We start from the raw sequence: 17,900 nt of genomic DNA, 5'->3' as shown, positions 1-17,900 counted from the left end.
CCCTTACGCGCCGACCCGACGCAGCTTGGCCTTGGGCGCCTCTTCGCCGGGGAAGACGCGCTTCACGCCGTCGCCCATCGCCTGCTCGATGATGCGGATGTCGCGCACCAGGTTCTGCAGGCCGTGTGGCTCGAGCGACGCGGCGTGGTCGGAGCCCCACATCGTGCGGTCGAGTGTGATGTGGCGCTCGACGGCGACGGCGCCGAGGGCGACGGCTGCGATCGAGATCTGCAGGCCGGGCTCGTGGCCCGAGTACCCGACCGGAATGCCGGGGTAGCGCTCGCCGAGCGAGTGGATCATGCGCAGGTTCGCCTCGTTCGCGGGCAGCGGGTAGGTCGACGTCGCGTGCAGCAGCACGAGCTTCTCGCGGTCGAAGCGTGCGACCGCTGCGTCGATCTCGTCGAGGGTCGACATGCCGGTCGAGAGGATCACCGGCTTGCCGGTGGCGGCCATCGCGTCGAGCAGCTCGAGGTCGGTGACCGAGGCCGAGGCGACCTTGTAGGCGCATACGTTGAGGTCCTCGAGGAAGTCGACGGAGGGCACGTCCCACGGGGAGGCGAACCAGTCGAGGCCGCGCAGCGTGGCGTGGTCGCCGATCTCGATGTACTGCTCGCGCGAGAACTCGACCCGGTAGCGGTATTCGAGGTAGGTCATGTCGCCCCACGGCGTCGAGCGCGGGGTGTTCTTCATGTGCTCGGGGGTCGAGATCTCGGGCGTGCGCTTCTGGAACTTGACGGCCTGTGCGCCCGCGTCCGCCGCGACGTCGATGAGCTGCTTGGCGATCTCGACGTCGCCGTTGTGGTTCAGGCCGATCTCGCCGATGACGTAGACGGGCTGGTCGGGGCCGATGGCGTGCTCGCCGATGTGAACGGTCATGATTGGCCTTTCGTGGTGCTGAGGGCTGGGTTGCGTGAGGCGCCGATTCCGGCGAGGTCCTGGCGGGCCAGCGCGTCCGCGAGGGCGAGCTGGTCGGGGGTGTCGATCTCGATGGAGTGGCGCTCGTCGGTCACGGCGATGCCGATGCGGCCGAAGAAGCGGAAACGCGCCCTGCGGAATCCGTCGACGCGCATGACGTAGAACGCGCCCGTCTCGACATACTGCGGCTCGCGGTCCTGTCGGCGGGGACGGAAGGATGCGTCGTGGTTGATGGCCTCTGCGCCCGCTTCCGTCATGCGCCAGAGGAACGCGTGCGACTCTGCGGCCGCGAGCACGACGTCGCTCTCGTCGGCGAGGATGCGCGTGATGGCGAAGTCGAGGTCTTCGGGTGCGATGAAGGGGCTCGTCGCCTGGATGAAGACGAGGACATCGGCGCGGATGCCGCGGGCGTCGAGCTCGTCGAGGGCGTGCAGCAGAGCGGCTTCGCTCGTCGCCGTGTCGCTCGCGAGCTGCGCCGGCCGGTCGATGATCTCTGCCCCGGCATCGCGTGCGGCGGCGGCGATGGCTGCTCCGTCGGTCGAGACCGCGACGACGTCGATCAGTTCAGCGGCACGTGCAGAGGCGACCGCGCGGGCGATGAGCGGGACGCCGCCGACCGGCTGCACGTTCTTGTCGGGGATGCCGCGAGAGCCGGCCCTGGCGGGAATCACGGCGACGACGGTCTGGCCGCGTCCTGAGACGCGTCCGCTCTCGGGGCGGTGCATGTCGTCAAGCTAGATCGGGGCCGGTCGCCCTTGGTGAACGGAAGTCGACCTCTCCGGTGGCCGGGAAGTTAACACTCGGGGCCGCGCGGGTGGTGGCCGCCCCGCTCAGAGGGGGCGGCCGGTTTGCCAGCATCCCCGGCCTCACGTAGAATTGATCTTTGGTGCCGTGTGCCTGCGCACGCACCCGAAGTTGAGCCCTCCACCTGTGCTGTTCCATCCGATCCGGGTGCAACCGCCTAAGGGAGCGGGATTCACGACCATCCAACTCCGACAGAAAGCAGTTACTACTGTGACGCGCACCTATACCCCCAAGGCCGGCGAGATCCAGCGCGACTGGGTCGTCATCGACGCCACCGATGTGGTTCTCGGCCGTCTGGCCAGCCACGCCGCCGCCATCCTCCGCGGCAAGAACAAGCCGACGTTCGCCCCGCACATCGACACGGGCGACTTCGTCATCATCATCAACGCAGACAAGGTCGCGCTCACCGGCCAGAAGGCCCTGCAGAAGAAGGCGTACCGCCACTCCGGCTACCCGGGCGGCCTGAAGGCCGTCGGCTACGCCGAGCTGCTTGAGAAGAACCCGGTCCGCGCCGTCGAGAAGGCGATCCGCGGCATGCTGCCGAAGAACTCGCTCGGCCGTCAGCAGCTGGGCAAGCTCAAGGTCTACACGGGTGACGTCCACCCGCACGCGGCCCAGCAGCCCAAGCCGTACACCTTCCCGCAGGTCGCCCAGTAAGCGCCGGAACAAAGACTTTAAGGACTGAATCAAGTGGCAAAGATCGCTGACCAGATCGACGAGGCTCCCGAGAGCTTCACGACCGAGAGCGCGGCCCCCGAGGCCGCCGCGACCCCCCGTCCCGTGCTGAGCGTCCCCGGTGCTGCTGTCGGCCGCCGCAAGGAGGCCATCGCCCGCGTGCGCCTCATCCCCGGCGCCGGCACCATCACGGTGAACGGCCGCGAGTTCGCGGACTACTTCCCCAACAAGCTGCACCAGCAGCTGATCACCGACCCGTTCAAGGTGCTCGACCTCGTCGGCTCGTACGACGTCGTCGCCCGCATCACCGGCGGCGGCCCCTCGGGCCAGGCAGGCGCCCTGCGTCTCGCCATCGCTCGCGCGCTCAACGAGATCGACCGCGAGAACAACCGCGCTGCGCTGAAGAAGGCCGGCTTCCTCACTCGTGACGCCCGCGTCACCGAGCGCAAGAAGGCCGGTCTCAAGAAGGCCCGCAAGGCCTCGCAGTTCTCGAAGCGCTAAGCGCCCGGGAACCGTAGGCGCTCTGCAATGCCCCGCCTCTTCGGAACAGACGGCGTTCGCGGTCTCGCGAACGGTGAAGTGCTCACGGCCGAACTGGCCCTGAGAGTCGCTCAGGCGGCGGCGATCGTGCTGGGCACCGGCCGTGAGGCCGATGCCCGGCGCTCTGCAGGTAAGCGCCCCACTGCGGTGGTCGCACGCGACCCCCGCATCTCCGGCGAATTCCTCGTCTCGGCCGTCGCGGCCGGGTTGGCCTCCTCCGGCGTCGACGTTCTCGACGCCGGCGTGATCCCGACCCCCGCGGCGGCCTTCCTCATCGCCGACATCGGCGCCGACTTCGGCGTGATGATCTCGGCGTCGCACAACCCCGCGCCCGACAACGGCATCAAGATCTTCGCGCGCGGCGGCACCAAGCTGCCCGACGTGGTCGAAGACCGCATCGAGGCGGCGCTCACGCAGCCGAAGTGGACCCCGACCGGCGGCGACGTCGGCCGCATCCGCCGGTTCGCCGACGCTGAGGACCGCTATGTCGTGCACCTCATCGAGTCGCTGCCGCACCGCCTCGACGGCATCCACGTCGTGCTCGACACGGCCAACGGCGCCGCAGCAGGCACCTCGCCCGAGGCATTCACGCTCGCCGGCGCCAAGGTGACCCTCATCGGCGCCGACCCCGACGGCCTGAACATCAACGACGGCGTCGGCTCGACGCACATCGACAATCTGAAGCGCGCCGTGCTCGAGGCGGGCGCCGACGTCGGTATCGCCCACGACGGCGACGCCGACCGCTGCCTGGCTGTCGATGCCAACGGCAACGAGGTCTCGGGCGACCAGATCATGGCGATCCTGGCACTGTCGCTGAAGGACCGCGGCAAGCTCGCGAAGAACACCCTCGTCGCGACCGTGATGAGCAATCTCGGCCTGCACCGCTGCATGGCGGCGCACGGCATCGAGGTCGTCACCACCGCCGTCGGCGACCGCTACGTGCTGGAAGAGATCAACGCCAAGGGGTACTCGGTGGGCGGCGAGCAGTCCGGCCACGTCATCCTCTCGGACTTCGCCACGACCGGTGACGGCGCGCTGACGGGCCTCACGCTGCTGTCTGAGATGGCGCGCACGGGCAAGACGCTCGCCGAGTTGGCCTCCGTCATGACGGTGTTCCCGCAGGAGCTCGTGAACGTGCGTGGTGTCGACCGCGATCGGCTGAAGGGCAACGAGGTCATCGCTGCCGCCGTCGCCGCCGTCGAGGAGGAGCTCGGCGAGACCGGTCGCGTCGTGCTGCGCCCGAGCGGCACTGAGCCGATGATCCGCGTCATGGTCGAGGCCGCCGATGACGAGACCGCGCTGGCGTACGCGCAGCGGCTCGCGGACGTCGTGAAGAGCGAGCTGGCGGTCTAGGTTCCGGTCTCCATTCGGCTCCGCCGAGTCGACCAGCGCAGGAGCGTTCGCCGAGTCGACCGGCGGCTCAGTACGCGAGCAGCATGGCGACCTGGCGGTTCTCGTCAGGGGTGAAGCCGAGCCCGGTGTAGATGCCGACAGCGCCCGTCGGGTTCTCCGTGTCGACGTCGAGCACGACGCGCTCGAGCCCCGCGGCCTTGCTCGCCGCCAGAGTGCGTGCGAGCAGGGCGGGGGCGATGCTGCGCCCGCGCCAGGCGCGACGCACCCCGACGAGCTCGACGTATGAGCTGGTGTAGCCCTGGTGTGGCCAGTCGTGCTCGAGCACGCTGGTGATGACGAGTCCGGCGACCGACTCCCCATCCTCTGCGAGTGCAAGGAACGACAAGTCGGGGCGGAAGAACTCGCCACCCGCGACGTTCTGCCATGCCTCTGCAGAGGTCGGCTGGCTGCCCCAGTGGTCGCGGAACGCCTCGTTCTTCGCATCGCGCACGGCCGACGAGAGCTCGTCGCGCCATGGCACGATCGTGAGGCCCTCGGGGTCGGCGACCTCGGGAAGGGGCTCTGCGAGGTCGCGGGTGAGCGTGGCGAAGTACCGCCCGGCGTGGAAGCCGAGCAGCTCGGCGAGCCGGATGCCGGGCAGGTTGTCTGCCGAGAGGTACTGCATGATCGATCCGGGCAGCGGCAGGTCTGAGCCCGCGAGCATCTGCTGTGCCCGCCCGCGCTGCCACTGCAACAGCTGCCGGCCGATGCCCGCGCCGCGTGCGTCGGGATGAGTCGTGCCGTGCAGCAGCACCCTGACCAGCGTCTCGGGGTGCGGCGGGCTGACGTTGAGGCCCCAGGCGAGCATCCGCCCGTCATCATCGAACCCGGCCAGGGAATCGCGCGCAAGGTCCACGAAACTGCGCGACAGGTCCTCATCGATGTCCTCGCGGGGCGTCGTCCAGCTGGGATGGTCGACCTTGTCGGCCGCCTGCTGCAGCTCGGTGACCGCGTCGACATCGGCGAGCGTCAGCGGTCGCCACACCGCCACGTCGGGGTGGATCGGCAGGGCGAGCCGGTGCGGCGCCTCGACGCGCTCGCTGAGCGGGCTCAGATCGGTCACGGCTCTACCTTTGCACTACAGCTTGCGAAGCAGAACCGAGGACACCTTGTGCTCGGGGCTCTTGCGCAGCACGAGCTTGGCCCGGCTGCGGGTCGGGCGCACGTTCTGGATGAGGTTCGGTTCGTTGATCGACTTCCAGATCTCGTGCGCGACGGCGACGGCCTCGTCGCGGCTCAGCCCTGCGAAGCGGTGGAAGTACGACTGGGGGTTCGCGAACGCGCCCTGCTGCAGCTTCAGGAAGCGCTCGACGTACCAGTGCTCGATGGAGCTGGTCGCAGCGTCGACGTAGACCGAGAAGTCGAACAGGTCGCTGATGGCGAGGCTGCCTGCCGCGGGGGACTGCAGCACGTTCAGGCCCTCGACGATGAGGATGTCGGGCTGGCGCACGATCACCTGGGCATCCGGGATGATGTCGTAGCTCAGGTGCGAGTAGAACGGCGCGCGCACTTCGGGCACGCCAGACTTCACGTCGGTGACGAAGCGCATCAGCGCGCGGCGATCGTAGGACTCCGGGAACCCCTTGCGGCCCATGAGGCCGCGCCGCTCGAGCTCGGCGTTGGGGTAGAGGAACCCGTCGGTCGTGATCAGCTCGACGCGGGGCGTGTTGTCCCAGCGGCTGAGCAGCTCGCGCAGCAGGCGCGAGACCGTCGATTTGCCGACCGCCACCGACCCTGCGACGCCGATCACGAACGGCGTGCGCGCGGCGCGCTCGCCGAGGAAGTCGCTGGTCGCGCGGTGCAGGTGCTGGGTTCCGGCTGCATAGAGGTTCAGCAGGCGCGACAGCGGCAGGTATACCTCTGCGACCTCGCGCATGTCGAGCACGTCGCCGAGGCCGCGCAGCTGCACGATCTCGGTCTCGGACAGGGGCTGCGGCGTGCTGCGCGCGAGCTCTGACCAGTCGGCGCGGTCGAGTTCGACGAACGGCGTCAGAGCACCCGTGGCGCCGTTGTCAGTCATGGTGCACAAGTTTAAGGGCGGCGAGGGATGCCTGCGGGGCGCCACCCCGAGGCGTGCGGTCGCTCAGCCGCGCTCTCCTAGACTTGCCCCCATGTGTGGAATCGTCGGATACGTTGGCACGCGCGACTCGGTCGGCGTGCTGCTCGGTGGACTGAAGCGCCTCGAGTACCGCGGGTATGACTCGGCGGGCGTCGCGGTCATCGGCGAAGACGGCGGGCTGCACACCGCGAAGAAGGCCGGAAAGCTGAGCGCCCTGCAGGGTGAGCTCGGTGAGCACCCGCTCGCACCCGGAACGACCGGCATCGGCCATACCCGCTGGGCGACCCACGGCGGACCCACCGACCAGAACGCCCACCCGCACCTGGGCGACGACGGCAAGCTCGCCCTCATCCACAACGGCATCATCGAGAACTTCCACGATCTGAAGACCGAACTGCTCGCCGAGGGCGTCGTGTTCGACTCCGAGACCGACACCGAGGTCGCCGCGAAGCTGCTCGGCGTGGAATACGCCCGCACCCGCGACCTGCGCACAGCCTTCCGCAACGTCCTCGGGCGCCTGCACGGCGCCTTCACGCTGCTCGCCGTCCACGAGGACGAGCCGGGTGTCGTGGTCGCCGCGCGCCGCAACTCGCCGCTCGTGATCGGCCTCGGCGAGGGTGAGAACTTCCTCGGCAGCGACGTCGCCGCCTTCATCGAGTTCACCCGCCGCGCCGTCGCGATCGGCCAGGACGAGATGGTCGTCATCACGCCCGACGAGGTGACGGTGACCGACTTCGCCGGGAACCCGGTGCCGTTCGAGCCGTTCGAGGTGCAGTGGGACGCGTCGGCCGCCGACAAGGGCGGCTGGTCGAGCTTCATGCTGAAGGAGATCACCGAAGAGCCCGACGCGGTCGCGAACACCCTGCGTGAGCGCATCCAGGACGGCGACGTGCTGGTTCCCGAGCTCGAGGCGCTCGGCGACGAGGTGCTGCGCGACATCGACCGCATCATCGTGGTCGCCGCGGGAACCGCATCGTACGCAGGCCAGGTCGGCACCTATGCCATCGAGGCGTGGGCGCGGGTACCGGTCGACGTGCAGCTCGCCCACGAGTTCCGCTACCGCGACCCGATCGTCGGGCCGAACACGCTCGTCGTCTCGATCAGCCAGTCGGGCGAGACGATGGACACGCTGATGGCCGTCAAGTACGCCCGTGAGCTCGGCGCGCGCACGATCTCGATCTGCAACACGCAGGGCGCCACGATTCCGCGCGAGTCGGACGCCGCGCTGTACACGCACGCCGGCCCTGAGGTCGCGGTCGCGTCGACCAAGGCGTTCGTCGCGCAGATCACGGCCCTCTACCTGCTCGGCCTGCAGCTCGCCCGAGCCAAGGGCACGCTGAGCGAGGCCGACCGCCGCGCCCTGATCGACGAGCTCGCCGCCGTGCCTGAGAAGATCCAGTTCGCGATCGGCGAGCACGACCGCATCAAGGAGCTCGCGCACTGGATGGGCGGCACCTCCGCGGTGCTGTTCCTCGGCCGCCACGTGGGCTACCCGATCGCGCTCGAGGGTGCGCTCAAGCTCAAGGAGCTCGCGTACATCCACGCGGAGGGCTTCGCCGCCGGCGAGCTGAAGCACGGCCCGATCGCGCTGATCGAGCCCGGCCTTCCCGTGTTCGTGGTCGTGCCGAGCCCGCGTCACTCTGAAGAGATGCACCGCAAGGTGATCTCGAACATCCAGGAGATCCGCGCCCGCGGCGCCCGCGTGATCGCGATCGCGGAGCAGGCGGATGCCGCCGTGCTGCCGTTCGCCGACGAGGTCATCGCTCTGCCGCTCGCGGGCAAGTTCTTCGAGCCGCTGATCGCGGTCGTTCCGCTGCAGATCTTCGCGATGGAACTCGCCGCAGCCAAGGGCCTCGACGTCGACCAGCCGCGCAACCTGGCCAAGTCCGTCACGGTCGAATAGCGGGCGCAGCGGCGGCACGATGATCACCGGAATCGGCGTGGACGTCGTCGGGCTCGAGCGCTTCGCGCAGAAGCTCGAGGCCACCCCGCGCCTCGTCGAGAGGCTGTTCGCCGAGAGCGAACGCGGCCTTCCGGTGCACTCGCTGGCCGCGCGCTTCGCCGCGAAAGAGGCGCTGATCAAGGCGCTCGGCCGCTCGGACGGCATCGTGTGGAGCGACATCGAGGTCGTTCCCGACGAGCACGGCGACCCCGGGTTCCGCCTGCACGGCGGCGTGGCCGAGGTGGTCGCGTCGCACGGCGTGGCGCGCCTGCACCTGTCGCTCACGCACGACGGCGGCGTGGCAGCCGCGTTCGTGGTCGCGGAGGGCGATGGCCCGGTGGGCGGTGCTGTGGTGGGGGCCACACCGGCATCGAGGGGCGACGCCGCTGCGGCCGCGAACGCGGGCGACTCGGGAGTATCGGATGTCTGACCCGCGCGACCTGGAAGAGGCCGGCTTCCGCGAGGCGCTCATCGACCTCGACGCGATCACGTCCAACGTGCGGGTGCTGCGTGAACTCACCGGCACCGAGCACTTCATCGCGGTCGTGAAGGCGAACGGCTACGGCCACGGCGCGGTGCAGACCGCGCGCGCTGCGCTCGCCGGAGGAGCCGACTGGCTCGGCGTCGCGGCCATCGAGGAGGCGCTCGAGCTGCGGGCGGCGGGCATCGACGCGCCCATCGTGGCGTGGCTGCACGACCCGGGCGAGACCTTCGACGAGGCGATTTCCGCCGAGGTGTCGATCGGCGTCTCGACCCTGCCGCAGCTGCGCGCGGTGGCCGATGCGGCCGTGCGCGGCCCGGTGCAGGCATCCGTTCAGTTCAAACTCGACACCGGGCTGTCGCGCAACGGCCTGCCGCGGGCGGACTGGCGCGAGGCGTTCGAACTCGCCGCGGCGTTCGAGCAGACCGCGCAGGTGCGTGTCGACGGCGTCTTCACCCACCTGTCGAACGCGACGCTGCAGGACGACGTCGACTGCCTCGACCTGTTCGACGAGGGCGTGGCTGCGGCGCGCGAGGCCGGCCTCGCGCCGGGGCTCGTGCACGCGGCGGCATCCGCTGCGGCGCTTCGCCAGCCCGATGCGCGCTACAACTGCGTGCGCATCGGCCTCGCGATCTACGGGCTCGCGCCCACGCAGGAGGTCGCGCGCGCACGCGAGCTCGGACTTCGGCCCGCGATGACGCTGCGGGGACGGCTCGCGAACGTGAAGCGCGTGCCGGCGGGGACGTCGGTGTCGTACGACTACACCTACACGACCGAGCGCGAGACGACGCTCGCGCTCGTGCCGTTCGGCTACGGCGACGGAATCGCGCGCGCGGCCTCCGGCCGCGGGCCTGTCTGGGCGGCCGGCGGCGTGCACCGCATTGCGGGGCGCGTGGCGATGGACCAGTTCGTGGTCGACGTGGGCGACGTACCGGCGGCGGTCGGTGACCCCGTGGTGCTGTTCGGTGACGGGCGCCAGGGATTCCCGACGGCGGAGGACTGGGCCGAGGCATCCGACACCATCAACTGGGAGATCGTGACGCGCGTCGGCGGCCGCACGAAGCGGCGGTATGTGGGGGACCTCGCCGATGACTGAAACACGCACCGTCGCCGGCACCGACGAGATGGAAGCGCTGGGGCGCGAGCTGGGGGCGCAGCTGCGCGCGGGCGACCTGGTCGTGCTGACCGGTCCGCTCGGGGCGGGGAAGACGACGCTCACGCGCGGGATCGGCGAGGCGCTCAACGTGCGCGGACCCATCACCTCGCCGACCTTCGTGCTCGCGCGCACGCACCCCGCGCTCGGCGCGGGCCCCGACCTGGTGCACGTGGACGCCTACCGCCTCGGCAACGCCGTCGAGCTCGACGACCTCGACATCGACTACGAGAACTCGGTCGTGGTGGCCGAGTGGGGGCACGGGCTGATCGAGTCCGAGTCGGCGACCGGGTCGTGGCTCGAGGTCGTGATCGCGCGGCCGGAAGGCGCCGGTGAGGAATTCGACCCGGCCGACGCGCCCGAGGAGCCGCGCACCGTGACGATCGAGGGCTTCGGGCCCAGATGGGAGACGACGTGACCGCCGCAGCGCTGCGCGCAGTGCACGCCGACCGCTTCGCGCAGGTCGTGCTCGACAACTTCGCCCAGCCGTATCCGTATGCCGCGCACCACACGACCAGCGGGCCGGATGACCGCGCGCTGCCGGTCGAGCTGCACCCGGCCTTCGCCACCTCGTACGACTGGCACTCGAGCGTGCACATGCACTGGCTCGCGACGCGGCTGCTCGAGTTCGGCGTGTCGTTCCCGCTCGCCGATCGTCTGGCCGCGTCGCTGTCGGCGAACCTCAGCGCCGACAACCTGGCCGTCGAAGCCGACTATCTGCGCGCCCACCCGCTGTACGAGCGGCCGTACGGCTGGGCGTGGGCGCTGTCGCTCGCGGCGTCCGTCTCAGGTTCTCGCGTGCCCGTCGTCGCGACTCTCGCGCCCGGGTTCGCGCCGCTCGCCGACGTCATCTTCGAGCACGTGCTCAGCTGGGTCGCCCGTGCGCCCGAGCCGGTGCGGCACGGTGTGCACAGCAACTCGGCGTTCGGGCTGCGGCATGCGCTGCAGGCGGCCCGTGCGCTCGGTCGCGACGACGTCGCGCAGGCCGTGACGGATGCCGCGCGGCGCTGGTTCCTGCGCGATGCCGGCTGGCCGTTCGCGTGGGAGCGCAGCGGGCAGGACTTCCTCTCGCCCGGCTTCGCCGAGGCCGAGCTGATGGCGGCGGCGCTCGGCGCCGACGAGTTCAGCGAGTGGGCGATCGGATTCTTCTCGGAGCTGTCCTCTGATGCGGGCGTGCTGGGGCAGGCATCCGTTCTCGATGCGCACGACGGGCAGCAGGTGCATCTCTTCGGCCTTGGGCTGTCGACGTCGGCGGCGGCATCGCGCGTGGCGGTGACGCTGCGCTCGAACGGCGTCGGCGGCCAGCTCGGGCTCGGCAACAAGGGCCGCGTCGCCGAGCTGATCGAGTTGCTCGAGGGAGCGGCGCCGCGGCTGCTGCCGGCGGGCATCGAGGCCGCGGTGTCCGATGAGTTCATGTCGTCGCACTGGCTCGCGACCTTCGCGTGGGACGCGTTCGAGGCGCTGCGCGGCTGAGGCGCCGTGGGGGCGACCTCAGCTTCCCGCGACCGCGACGAGGACGAACACGAATCCGACGACGATGAGCACAACCCGCAGGTAGTGCAGTCTGTTCCAGCGCTGCGCCTGCTCGCGCCAGTCGGCCGGGTGGTCGTCGGCGCTCCAGCGCTGGGCGCGGCTGTTGATCGGCACGAGCAGGGCGAGCGACAGCACGACACTGATGACGAAGAGCACGGCGGCGATGACGGATGCCCGTGCTGACGCGCTGCCCCAGGTGAAGACCGCGAGCGTGACGGTCAGGACGAGCGAGGCGATGTACCAGACGGGCATGGCCCGGCCGAGCACGCGCGCGCCGTCGGCCTGCGCGTCGAGCGATGGTCCGACCGGCAGGCGGAAAAGGATCGGGTTCAGGACGAACGCGACGGCGAACTCGACGCCGACCATGAGGCCGACGACGGTCGCGGTGGCGACGGCGAGTGCGGTGAGCATGCGGACTGTCTCCATACCTAGCGGTGCTAGAAATCCTAGCGATGCTAAGATATCCGCGTGAGGTCGCTACCGCAAGGGAGGAGTCCGATGGCAGGCAACGATGCCAGGCAGGCGCGCAACGCCGAGCGGCGCCGGCAGATCCTCGACGCCGCGCGCGCACGCGCCGACGCCGCGGGGTGGGAGGCCGTCACGACCCGTCACCTCGCCGATGCGATCGGCTACACGCAGCCCGTGCTCTACGGCCACTTTCCGGGCGGGAAGGCCGAGATCATGCGCGCGGTGGCACTCGAGGGCTTCGCCGAGCTGACCGCGCTCTTCAACAAGGCGGTGGACCGAAAGAGCGGGCGGCGCGCGGTCGAGGCGGTGGCGACCGCCTATCTCGACTTCGCCGCGGCGCACCCCTCGCTGTACGAGGCGATGTTCGTGCTGCCGATCGACGCGCGGTTCGCGAGCGATGACAGCGAGGCCGAGCTGCGCGCCGGGTTCGACGCGCTCACCCGCGCGCTCGGTGACGGCGCAGACGGCTCGACGACCGAGGTGTTCTGGGGCGCCTTGCACGGCATCAGCCTGCTCGAAGGTGCAGGGCGCATGCGTCCGGAGCACAGGCAGCAACGCATCCGCGAGCTGGCCGCTCGGTTCGCCGACTGAAGGTCGACGTAGGGCGTCGACGCTGTTCGCGTCAGCGCACGCGGAAGCGCACCAGCTGACCCGGGGTCAGCTGCGCGGCGCGGTCGATGGAGGCGTCGGTGAGCACCGCGATCACCGGGTAGCCGCCGGTGACCGGGTGGTCGGCCAGGAAGATGATCGGATGCCCCGACGCCGGCACCTGCAGGGAGCCGAGCGCCATGGGCTCGCTCGGCAGCTCGCTCGTGTTCGCTCGTTCGAGCGGCGCGGGCCCTTCGAGGCGCACGCCGACGCGGTCCGACGCCGGCGTCACCGTGAAGACGCCGGTGCGCAGCAGTCGCAGCGCGTCGCCGGTGAACCAGTCGTCGCGCGGGCCGAGCCACGCATCGAGCACGACGCCCTGCGAGACACCGGACTCGCCCCACGGCGGGGCGACTGCGTCGAGCACCGGGTCGCCGGCGGTCTCATCGCCGACGGGCAGTACGTCGCCCGGTGCGAGCGGCGCGGGGCCGATTCCTGCAAGCGTGTCGAATGACCGGCTTCCGAGCACCGGGGGCACGTCGACGCCGCCGCGCACCGCGAGGTAGGCGCGCAGCCCTGCGCTCGGTGCGCCGAGTCGCAGTTCGTCACCGTCGCCCAAGTCGATCAGCTCGTACATCGCGGGGTGGTGCGTGCGCCCCGAGGCGGTGACGACGGCGATCGGGCAATAGGCGCCGGTGACGACCACCTCGACCGCGCCGTGGGCCCGCACGCCGAGGCCACCGAAGAGTGCCTCGATCACGGCGGCACCCGGCGCATTGGCGACCAGCCGCGTCGCGAGCGCGGCAGAGGCTCGGTCGGCGGCGCCCGCCGTGCCGACGCCCTGGTCGAGGAATCCGTGCCGCCCCTCGTCCTGCACGGTCGCGAGCAGCCCGACCGCGGTGACCTCGAGCGCCCTCATCCGCCGACCGCCACGAAACGCACGCGCGTGCCCGCGGTGAGCAGGGCGGGCGGCGTGCGCGCGAGATCCCACATGGCGAGCTCGGTGCGGCCGATGAGGCGCCAGCCGCCGGGGGATGCGCGCGGGTAGACGCCGCTGAACTCGCCTGCGAGCCCGACGGCGCCGGCGGGGACGCGCGTGCGCGGGGTGGTGAGGCGCGGCACCTCGAGCGGCGAGCCGTCGCTCACGAGATAGCCGAAACCGGGCGCGAAGCCGCCGAAGGCGCACACCCAGGTGCGCCCCGTGTGTGCGGCGATCAGCTCGTCGGCCGAGAGGCCGAGCAGCGCGGCCGTGTCGGCGAGGTCCTCGCCGTCGTACACGACCGGGATCTCGACGGTGGCCCCGTTCGTGCCGTTCGGGCGCACGCCGCCGTCGCCAGCGACCGCCGCGACCGCCGCCACGACGGCCTCGCGCGTGACCGCCGCCGGGTCGAAGTGCAGCATGACGGTGCGGGCGCCGCTCGCGGCATCCGTCACGCCCGCAATCGGGGCGCGCTCGAGAGCCGCGCGCAGGCCGACGGCGTCCGCCAGCGACGCGCACTCGACCAGCACGTCGTGCTCGCCCGCGCGCAGGAAGCGGAGCTCGCTCACGCGAACGCCCTGAGCTCGACGCCCGCCGAGACCAGCTCAGCTCGCACGCCCGCGGCGATCTCGACGGCGCCCGGGGTGTCGCCGTGCACGCACACCGAGCGTGCCTCGACGGCGATCTCCGAGCCGTCGATCGCGGTCACGCGACCCTCGGTGACGATGCGCACGACCCGCGCCGCGATCTCGGCCGGGTCGTGCAGCACGCTGCCGGCGTGTGCGCGCGGCACGAGCGTGCCGTCGGGCTGGAACGCGCGGTCGGCATACGTCTCAGAGATGGGCGCGAGGCCGTGATCGGATGCCGCGCGCAGCAGCTCGGAGCCCGGCAGAGCCAGCACCGCGAGGCCCGGGTCGACGGCAGCGACGGCCGCGGCGACCGCATCGGCCTGCGCCGCATCGCGCACCGCGACGTTGTAGAGCGCGCCGTGCGGCTTCACGTAGCGAACGCGGGTGCCAGCCGCGCTCGCGGCGGCGCTCAGCGCCCCCAGTTGGTAGACGACATCGGCGAAGAGCTCGTCCGGCGTCGTCGGCACCGGCCGTCGCCCGAAGCCGCGCAGGTCGGGGTAGGCGACGTGCGCACCGATCGCGACACCCTTCTCGGCGGCGAGTCGGCACGTGGCCAGCATGATCTGCGGGTCTCCGGCGTGAAAGCCGCAGGCGACGTTCGCGCTCGTGACGACGTCGAGCAGGGCCGCATCGTCGCCCATCGACCACGCGCCGAAACCTTCGCCGAGGTCGCAGTTGAGGTCGATCGTCGCCATGGCTTCACGCTAGTCGTCATGCCCGCCGGTCGCCGGTGGCAGGATCCATGCTGTGACGCAGGTCGATGACGACGAGCTACGTGTGCTGCAGGCGCGCGCCTACGGCCCGCAGGCAGACATCCACCTCGACGCGCGCGCGATGATTCGGCTGCGCGAACTCGAGGCGAAGCATGCGGCCGCGCGCGGGGGCGACGATGACCTGACGAGGGATGCTTGGTCGGCGCCCGCCGCGTCGGGGCCCCGACCCGCGCCCACAGTCACGGAAGAGGTCGAGCCCGAGGCCGCGGCGGAAGAACCCCCGGACGCTTCGGAAGAGCCCACCGGAGCCCCGGGCCGGCGGCGTCCACCGCGCCCCGTCAGCCGCACAGGCATCCTGATCGCCGTCGCCGTGCTGGTGGCGGCGGCGATCGTCGTTGTGTCGCTCGTCTTCATCCGACGCGTGCAGACCGCCCCGCTCGAGCCCGACGCGGTGCAGATCGCCCGGCTCGCTCGCGACCCCTATTACAAAGTGCCGAGCGAGATCACCGGCGAGGACGTGAGCAGTGTCACCAAGGTTCACGCCTACGCCGCGCTCGGCGGCCTGCGAGCCATCACGATGGCGGGCGAGGACTTCTCCGGGCAGTCCTCTGACGACCCGTGCCTCGTCGTCTTCCCGCCGGCGCAGTTCACCAAGGCCGGCAACGACGGCTACTTCGCGTGGAGCGGGTGTCAGAGCGGCGCATTTCCCGCGATCGCTCAGCTGCGCATCACGCCCGACCTTCCGCAGGCAGTCCGCGATGCGTTCCAGGGCGGCGAGGTGCTGCAGTTCGTCTACGACCAGGCCGACGACGAGGTGGTCGTCTTCACGACCAAGTGAACGCCGCGACTAACCTTGAAGGGTGCTGCTCGCGATCGACACCTCTGCCGGCTCGTCGGTCGCAGTGGTCGATTTCGAGCGCGGCGTTCTGGCCGAGGCATCCGACCCGGGAACGCGCGGCCACGCCGAGCGCATCGGGCGCCTGATCGCCGACGCGCTCGCCGAGGCGAAGATCTCGCCGGCCGAGCTGAGCGCCGTCGCCGCGGGCATGGGCCCCGGCCCGTTCACCGGCCTGCGCGTCGGCATCGTCGCCGCGCGCGCGTTCGCGCTCGCCGCGGGCAAGCCCGTCGTGAACCTCGTGAGCCACGACGCCATCGCGTTCGACGCGTATCGCGAGGGCCATGACGGCCCACTTCTCGTCGTGACGGATGCCCGCCGCCGCGAGCTCTACTGGTCGTTCTACGAGCGCGCCGACGAGGTCGGGCTGCCCGTGCGCGCCGACGGCCCGCAGCTCGCGAAGCCCGACGAGCTGCCGCACTCCGATGCGGTGCGCCTCGACGCGGCATCCGTCTCTGCCGCGGCCCTCGGCCTGCTCGCCGAGCACACCTGGAAGCACCAGCGCCCCTTCGCGAGCGGCGAGGCCCTCTATCTGCGCTCACCCGACGTCACCCCGTCGGCCGGCCCGAAGCGGGTGACCGGGTGACCGACGCCGAGAGCTTCGCGCTGCGGCGCGCGACGATCGACGACCTCGACCAAGTCGTCGCCCTCGAGCGGGTCATCTTCGAGAACGACGCGTGGCCGGAATCGCTGTGGCGTTCAGAGCTCGAGAGCGAGCACACCTTCTATCTCGTCGTGACGCGGGCGGATGCCCCTGCCGAGCTGCTCGGCTATGCGGGGCTGCTGTCGCTGCCGGGCGCCACCGACGGCGACGTGCAGACGATCGGGCTCGCAGAGGCGGCGCGCGGCTATGGGCTGGGCCGCGAGCTCATTCGCCTGCTGCACCTCGAAGCGCAGCGCCGCGGCGTGCGCGACATGTTCCTGGACGTGCGCGTGGACAACCCCGTGGCGCAGTCTCTCTACCGCTCGTTCGGGTACGAGCAGATCGGGGTGCGGAAGGGCTACTACCAGCCCGACAATGTCGACGCGCTCGTGATGAAGGCAGCCATATGAACCGCGACGAACCGCTCGTGCTCGGCATCGAGACGAGCTGCGACGAGACCGGAATCGGCATCGTGCGCGGCACTCGACTGCTGAGCAACACGATCGCCAGCAGCATGGAGGAGCACGCGCGCTACGGCGGGGTCGTGCCCGAGGTGGCCGCCCGTGCGCACCTCGAGGCGATGGGTCCCGCCCTCGAAGCGGCGCTGGCCGAGGCATCCGTGCGCCCCGATGAGCTCGACGCGATCGCCGTGACCAGCGGGCCGGGACTCGCCGGAGCGCTGATGGTCGGCGTCGGTGCCGCGAAGGCGTTCGCGGTCGCGCTCGACAAGCCCCTCTACGCCGTGAACCACCTGGTCGGCCACGTCGGCGCGGACGTGCTGGACGCGAGCGGCGGCCCGGGCCACCCCGTCGAGCTGCCGACCATCGCGCTGCTCGTCAGCGGCGGCCACACCAGCCTGCTGCACGTGCGCGACCTGACGAGCGACGTCGAGCTGCTCGGCGAGACCATCGACGACGCGGCGGGCGAGGCGTTCGACAAGGTCGCGCGCATCCTCGGCCTGCCGTACCCCGGCGGCCCCCAGATCGATCGCGCCGCCTCGACCGGCGACCCGACGGCCATTCGCTTCCCGCGCGGGCTCAGCCTGCCGAAGGACCTGGCCAAGCACCGCTACGACTTCTCGTTCTCGGGGCTGAAGACGGCTGTCGCGCGCTGGGTGGAGCAGAAGACGGATGCCGGCGAAGAGGTGCCCGTCGCCGACGTGGCCGCGAGCTTCCGCGAAGCCGTCGTCGACGTTCTCGTCACGAAGGCCGTGAACGCCTGTCTCGACCGCGGCGTTCCCCGCCTGCTGCTCGGCGGCGGAGTGGTCGCGAATGCCCGACTGCGCGAGGTCGCCGCCGAGCGCTGCGCCGCAGCGGGCATCGCCTTGCGCATCCCGGCGCTGTCGCTCTGCACCGACAACGGCGCGATGATCGCGGCGCTCGCCGCGCAGCTGATCATGGCCGGCCACGAGCCGTCGAGCCTCGACTTCGGGGCCGATTCGACGCTTCCCGTCACCGAGATCCAGGTGCGTTGACAGCCCCAGAGGGCGCT

The 17,900-nt window shown here is 70.9% G+C and carries 21 protein-coding genes; 13 read left to right on the top strand and 8 right to left on the bottom strand.

The features are described from left to right. Nucleotides 1-3: 3 nt before the first annotated feature. Together ABD736_RS08010 and ABD736_RS08005 are read right to left on the bottom strand one after the other, a co-directional pair. On the bottom strand, nucleotides 4-876 hold the full coding sequence (locus tag ABD736_RS08010) for an N-acetylneuraminate synthase family protein (protein ID WP_344791220.1): 873 nt from the start codon (nucleotides 874-876) through the stop codon (nucleotides 4-6). Next, on the bottom strand, nucleotides 873-1,640 hold the full coding sequence (locus ABD736_RS08005; protein WP_344791219.1) for an acylneuraminate cytidylyltransferase family protein: 768 nt from the start codon (nucleotides 1,638-1,640) through the stop codon (nucleotides 873-875). The genes ABD736_RS08010 and ABD736_RS08005 overlap by 4 nt, the downstream gene beginning before the upstream one ends. A gap of 289 nt (nucleotides 1,641-1,929) precedes the next feature. Here ABD736_RS08005 and rplM point away from each other — a divergent pair, with 289 nt between their 5' ends. The 3 genes from rplM to glmM are packed head-to-tail and all read left to right on the top strand — an operon-like array spanning nucleotide 1,930 to nucleotide 4,287. Continuing rightward, on the top strand, nucleotides 1,930-2,376 hold the full coding sequence (rplM, locus tag ABD736_RS08000) for a 50S ribosomal protein L13 (RefSeq protein WP_344755168.1): 447 nt from the start codon (nucleotides 1,930-1,932) through the stop codon (nucleotides 2,374-2,376). A 33-nt stretch (nucleotides 2,377-2,409) separates the two neighbouring features. Next, nucleotides 2,410-2,895, top strand: a complete 486-nt coding sequence (gene rpsI, locus ABD736_RS07995; RefSeq protein ID WP_344791218.1) for a 30S ribosomal protein S9 — start codon at nucleotides 2,410-2,412, stop codon at nucleotides 2,893-2,895. A gap of 27 nt (nucleotides 2,896-2,922) precedes the next feature. After that, the gene (gene glmM, locus ABD736_RS07990; protein ID WP_344791217.1) at nucleotides 2,923-4,287 is read left to right on the top strand and encodes a phosphoglucosamine mutase; all 1,365 of its coding nucleotides are present in this window, start codon (nucleotides 2,923-2,925) and stop codon (nucleotides 4,285-4,287) included. Between the two features lie 67 nt (nucleotides 4,288-4,354). On the opposite strand, the gene ABD736_RS07985 is transcribed toward glmM, so the two are convergent. Continuing rightward, on the bottom strand, nucleotides 4,355-5,389 hold the full coding sequence (locus tag ABD736_RS07985) for a GNAT family N-acetyltransferase (RefSeq protein ID WP_344791216.1): 1,035 nt from the start codon (nucleotides 5,387-5,389) through the stop codon (nucleotides 4,355-4,357). 15 nt (nucleotides 5,390-5,404) lie between these two features. Then, on the bottom strand, nucleotides 5,405-6,346 hold the full coding sequence (gene coaA / locus ABD736_RS07980; RefSeq protein WP_344791215.1) for a type I pantothenate kinase: 942 nt from the start codon (nucleotides 6,344-6,346) through the stop codon (nucleotides 5,405-5,407). A gap of 91 nt (nucleotides 6,347-6,437) precedes the next feature. Here coaA and glmS point away from each other — a divergent pair, with 91 nt between their 5' ends. The 5 genes from glmS to ABD736_RS07955 are packed head-to-tail and all read left to right on the top strand — an operon-like array spanning nucleotide 6,438 to nucleotide 11,434. Next, a complete protein-coding gene (gene glmS, locus ABD736_RS07975; protein WP_344791214.1) occupies nucleotides 6,438-8,288 on the top strand; it encodes a glutamine--fructose-6-phosphate transaminase (isomerizing) in 1,851 nt (616 codons plus the stop codon). Between the two features lie 19 nt (nucleotides 8,289-8,307). Further along, nucleotides 8,308-8,757 carry a holo-ACP synthase gene (locus ABD736_RS07970; protein WP_344791213.1) on the top strand — a complete coding sequence of 150 codons (450 nt, stop codon included), beginning with the start codon at nucleotides 8,308-8,310 and terminating at the stop codon, nucleotides 8,755-8,757. Next, nucleotides 8,750-9,904 carry an alanine racemase gene (gene alr, locus ABD736_RS07965; RefSeq protein WP_344791212.1) on the top strand — a complete coding sequence of 385 codons (1,155 nt, stop codon included), beginning with the start codon at nucleotides 8,750-8,752 and terminating at the stop codon, nucleotides 9,902-9,904. The genes ABD736_RS07970 and alr overlap by 8 nt, the downstream gene beginning before the upstream one ends. Then, on the top strand, nucleotides 9,897-10,379 hold the full coding sequence (gene tsaE, locus ABD736_RS07960; RefSeq protein WP_344791211.1) for a tRNA (adenosine(37)-N6)-threonylcarbamoyltransferase complex ATPase subunit type 1 TsaE: 483 nt from the start codon (nucleotides 9,897-9,899) through the stop codon (nucleotides 10,377-10,379). Before alr ends, tsaE begins: the two co-directional genes overlap by 8 nt. After that, a complete protein-coding gene (locus ABD736_RS07955; protein WP_344791210.1) occupies nucleotides 10,376-11,434 on the top strand; it encodes a DUF2891 family protein in 1,059 nt (352 codons plus the stop codon). The genes tsaE and ABD736_RS07955 overlap by 4 nt, the downstream gene beginning before the upstream one ends. Nucleotides 11,435-11,452: 18 nt before the next feature. Here ABD736_RS07955 and ABD736_RS07950 read toward each other — a convergent pair whose 3' ends face one another. Then, nucleotides 11,453-11,905: an anthrone oxygenase family protein gene (locus tag ABD736_RS07950; protein WP_344791209.1), complete on the bottom strand. Its 453-nt coding sequence runs from the start codon at nucleotides 11,903-11,905 to the stop codon at nucleotides 11,453-11,455. Between the two features lie 87 nt (nucleotides 11,906-11,992). On the opposite strand from ABD736_RS07950, the gene ABD736_RS07945 reads away from it, so the two are divergent. Next, on the top strand, nucleotides 11,993-12,553 hold the full coding sequence (locus tag ABD736_RS07945; protein ID WP_344791208.1) for a TetR/AcrR family transcriptional regulator: 561 nt from the start codon (nucleotides 11,993-11,995) through the stop codon (nucleotides 12,551-12,553). 31 nt (nucleotides 12,554-12,584) lie between these two features. On the opposite strand, the gene ABD736_RS07940 is transcribed toward ABD736_RS07945, so the two are convergent. Genes ABD736_RS07940 through ABD736_RS07930 form a run of 3 tightly spaced genes read right to left on the bottom strand, consistent with a single transcriptional unit; the run spans nucleotide 12,585 to nucleotide 14,853 of the window. Continuing rightward, nucleotides 12,585-13,469 (bottom strand): 5-oxoprolinase subunit C family protein, encoded by an 885-nt coding sequence (locus tag ABD736_RS07940; protein WP_344791207.1) that lies wholly within the window; start codon nucleotides 13,467-13,469, stop codon nucleotides 12,585-12,587. Continuing rightward, a complete protein-coding gene (locus ABD736_RS07935; RefSeq protein WP_344791206.1) occupies nucleotides 13,466-14,098 on the bottom strand; it encodes a 5-oxoprolinase subunit B family protein in 633 nt (210 codons plus the stop codon). Before ABD736_RS07935 ends, ABD736_RS07940 begins: the two co-directional genes overlap by 4 nt. Then, nucleotides 14,095-14,853, bottom strand: coding sequence for a LamB/YcsF family protein (locus ABD736_RS07930; protein WP_344791205.1), 759 nt, complete (start codon nucleotides 14,851-14,853; stop codon nucleotides 14,095-14,097). The genes ABD736_RS07935 and ABD736_RS07930 overlap by 4 nt, the downstream gene beginning before the upstream one ends. A gap of 52 nt (nucleotides 14,854-14,905) precedes the next feature. Here ABD736_RS07930 and ABD736_RS07925 point away from each other — a divergent pair, with 52 nt between their 5' ends. Genes ABD736_RS07925 through tsaD form a run of 4 tightly spaced genes read left to right on the top strand, consistent with a single transcriptional unit; the run spans nucleotide 14,906 to nucleotide 17,883 of the window. Beyond that, nucleotides 14,906-15,709, top strand: a complete 804-nt coding sequence (locus ABD736_RS07925) for a hypothetical protein (RefSeq protein WP_344791204.1) — start codon at nucleotides 14,906-14,908, stop codon at nucleotides 15,707-15,709. A gap of 22 nt (nucleotides 15,710-15,731) precedes the next feature. After that, complete coding sequence (tsaB, locus tag ABD736_RS07920; RefSeq protein WP_344791203.1) at nucleotides 15,732-16,352, top strand: tRNA (adenosine(37)-N6)-threonylcarbamoyltransferase complex dimerization subunit type 1 TsaB; 621 nt, start codon at nucleotides 15,732-15,734, stop codon at nucleotides 16,350-16,352. After that, nucleotides 16,349-16,819, top strand: a complete 471-nt coding sequence (rimI, locus tag ABD736_RS07915) for a ribosomal protein S18-alanine N-acetyltransferase (protein WP_344791202.1) — start codon at nucleotides 16,349-16,351, stop codon at nucleotides 16,817-16,819. The genes tsaB and rimI overlap by 4 nt, the downstream gene beginning before the upstream one ends. Then, a complete protein-coding gene (tsaD, locus tag ABD736_RS07910) occupies nucleotides 16,816-17,883 on the top strand; it encodes a tRNA (adenosine(37)-N6)-threonylcarbamoyltransferase complex transferase subunit TsaD (protein WP_344791201.1) in 1,068 nt (355 codons plus the stop codon). Before rimI ends, tsaD begins: the two co-directional genes overlap by 4 nt. Nucleotides 17,884-17,900: the final 17 nt, after the last annotated feature.

The sequence above is a fragment of the Gryllotalpicola daejeonensis genome (genome assembly GCF_039538145.1).
GTDB lineage: Bacteria > Actinomycetota > Actinomycetes > Actinomycetales > Microbacteriaceae > Gryllotalpicola > Gryllotalpicola daejeonensis.
The sequence above is the reverse complement of the archived record's forward strand: the minus strand, read 5'-3'. Positions and strand labels throughout refer to the sequence as shown.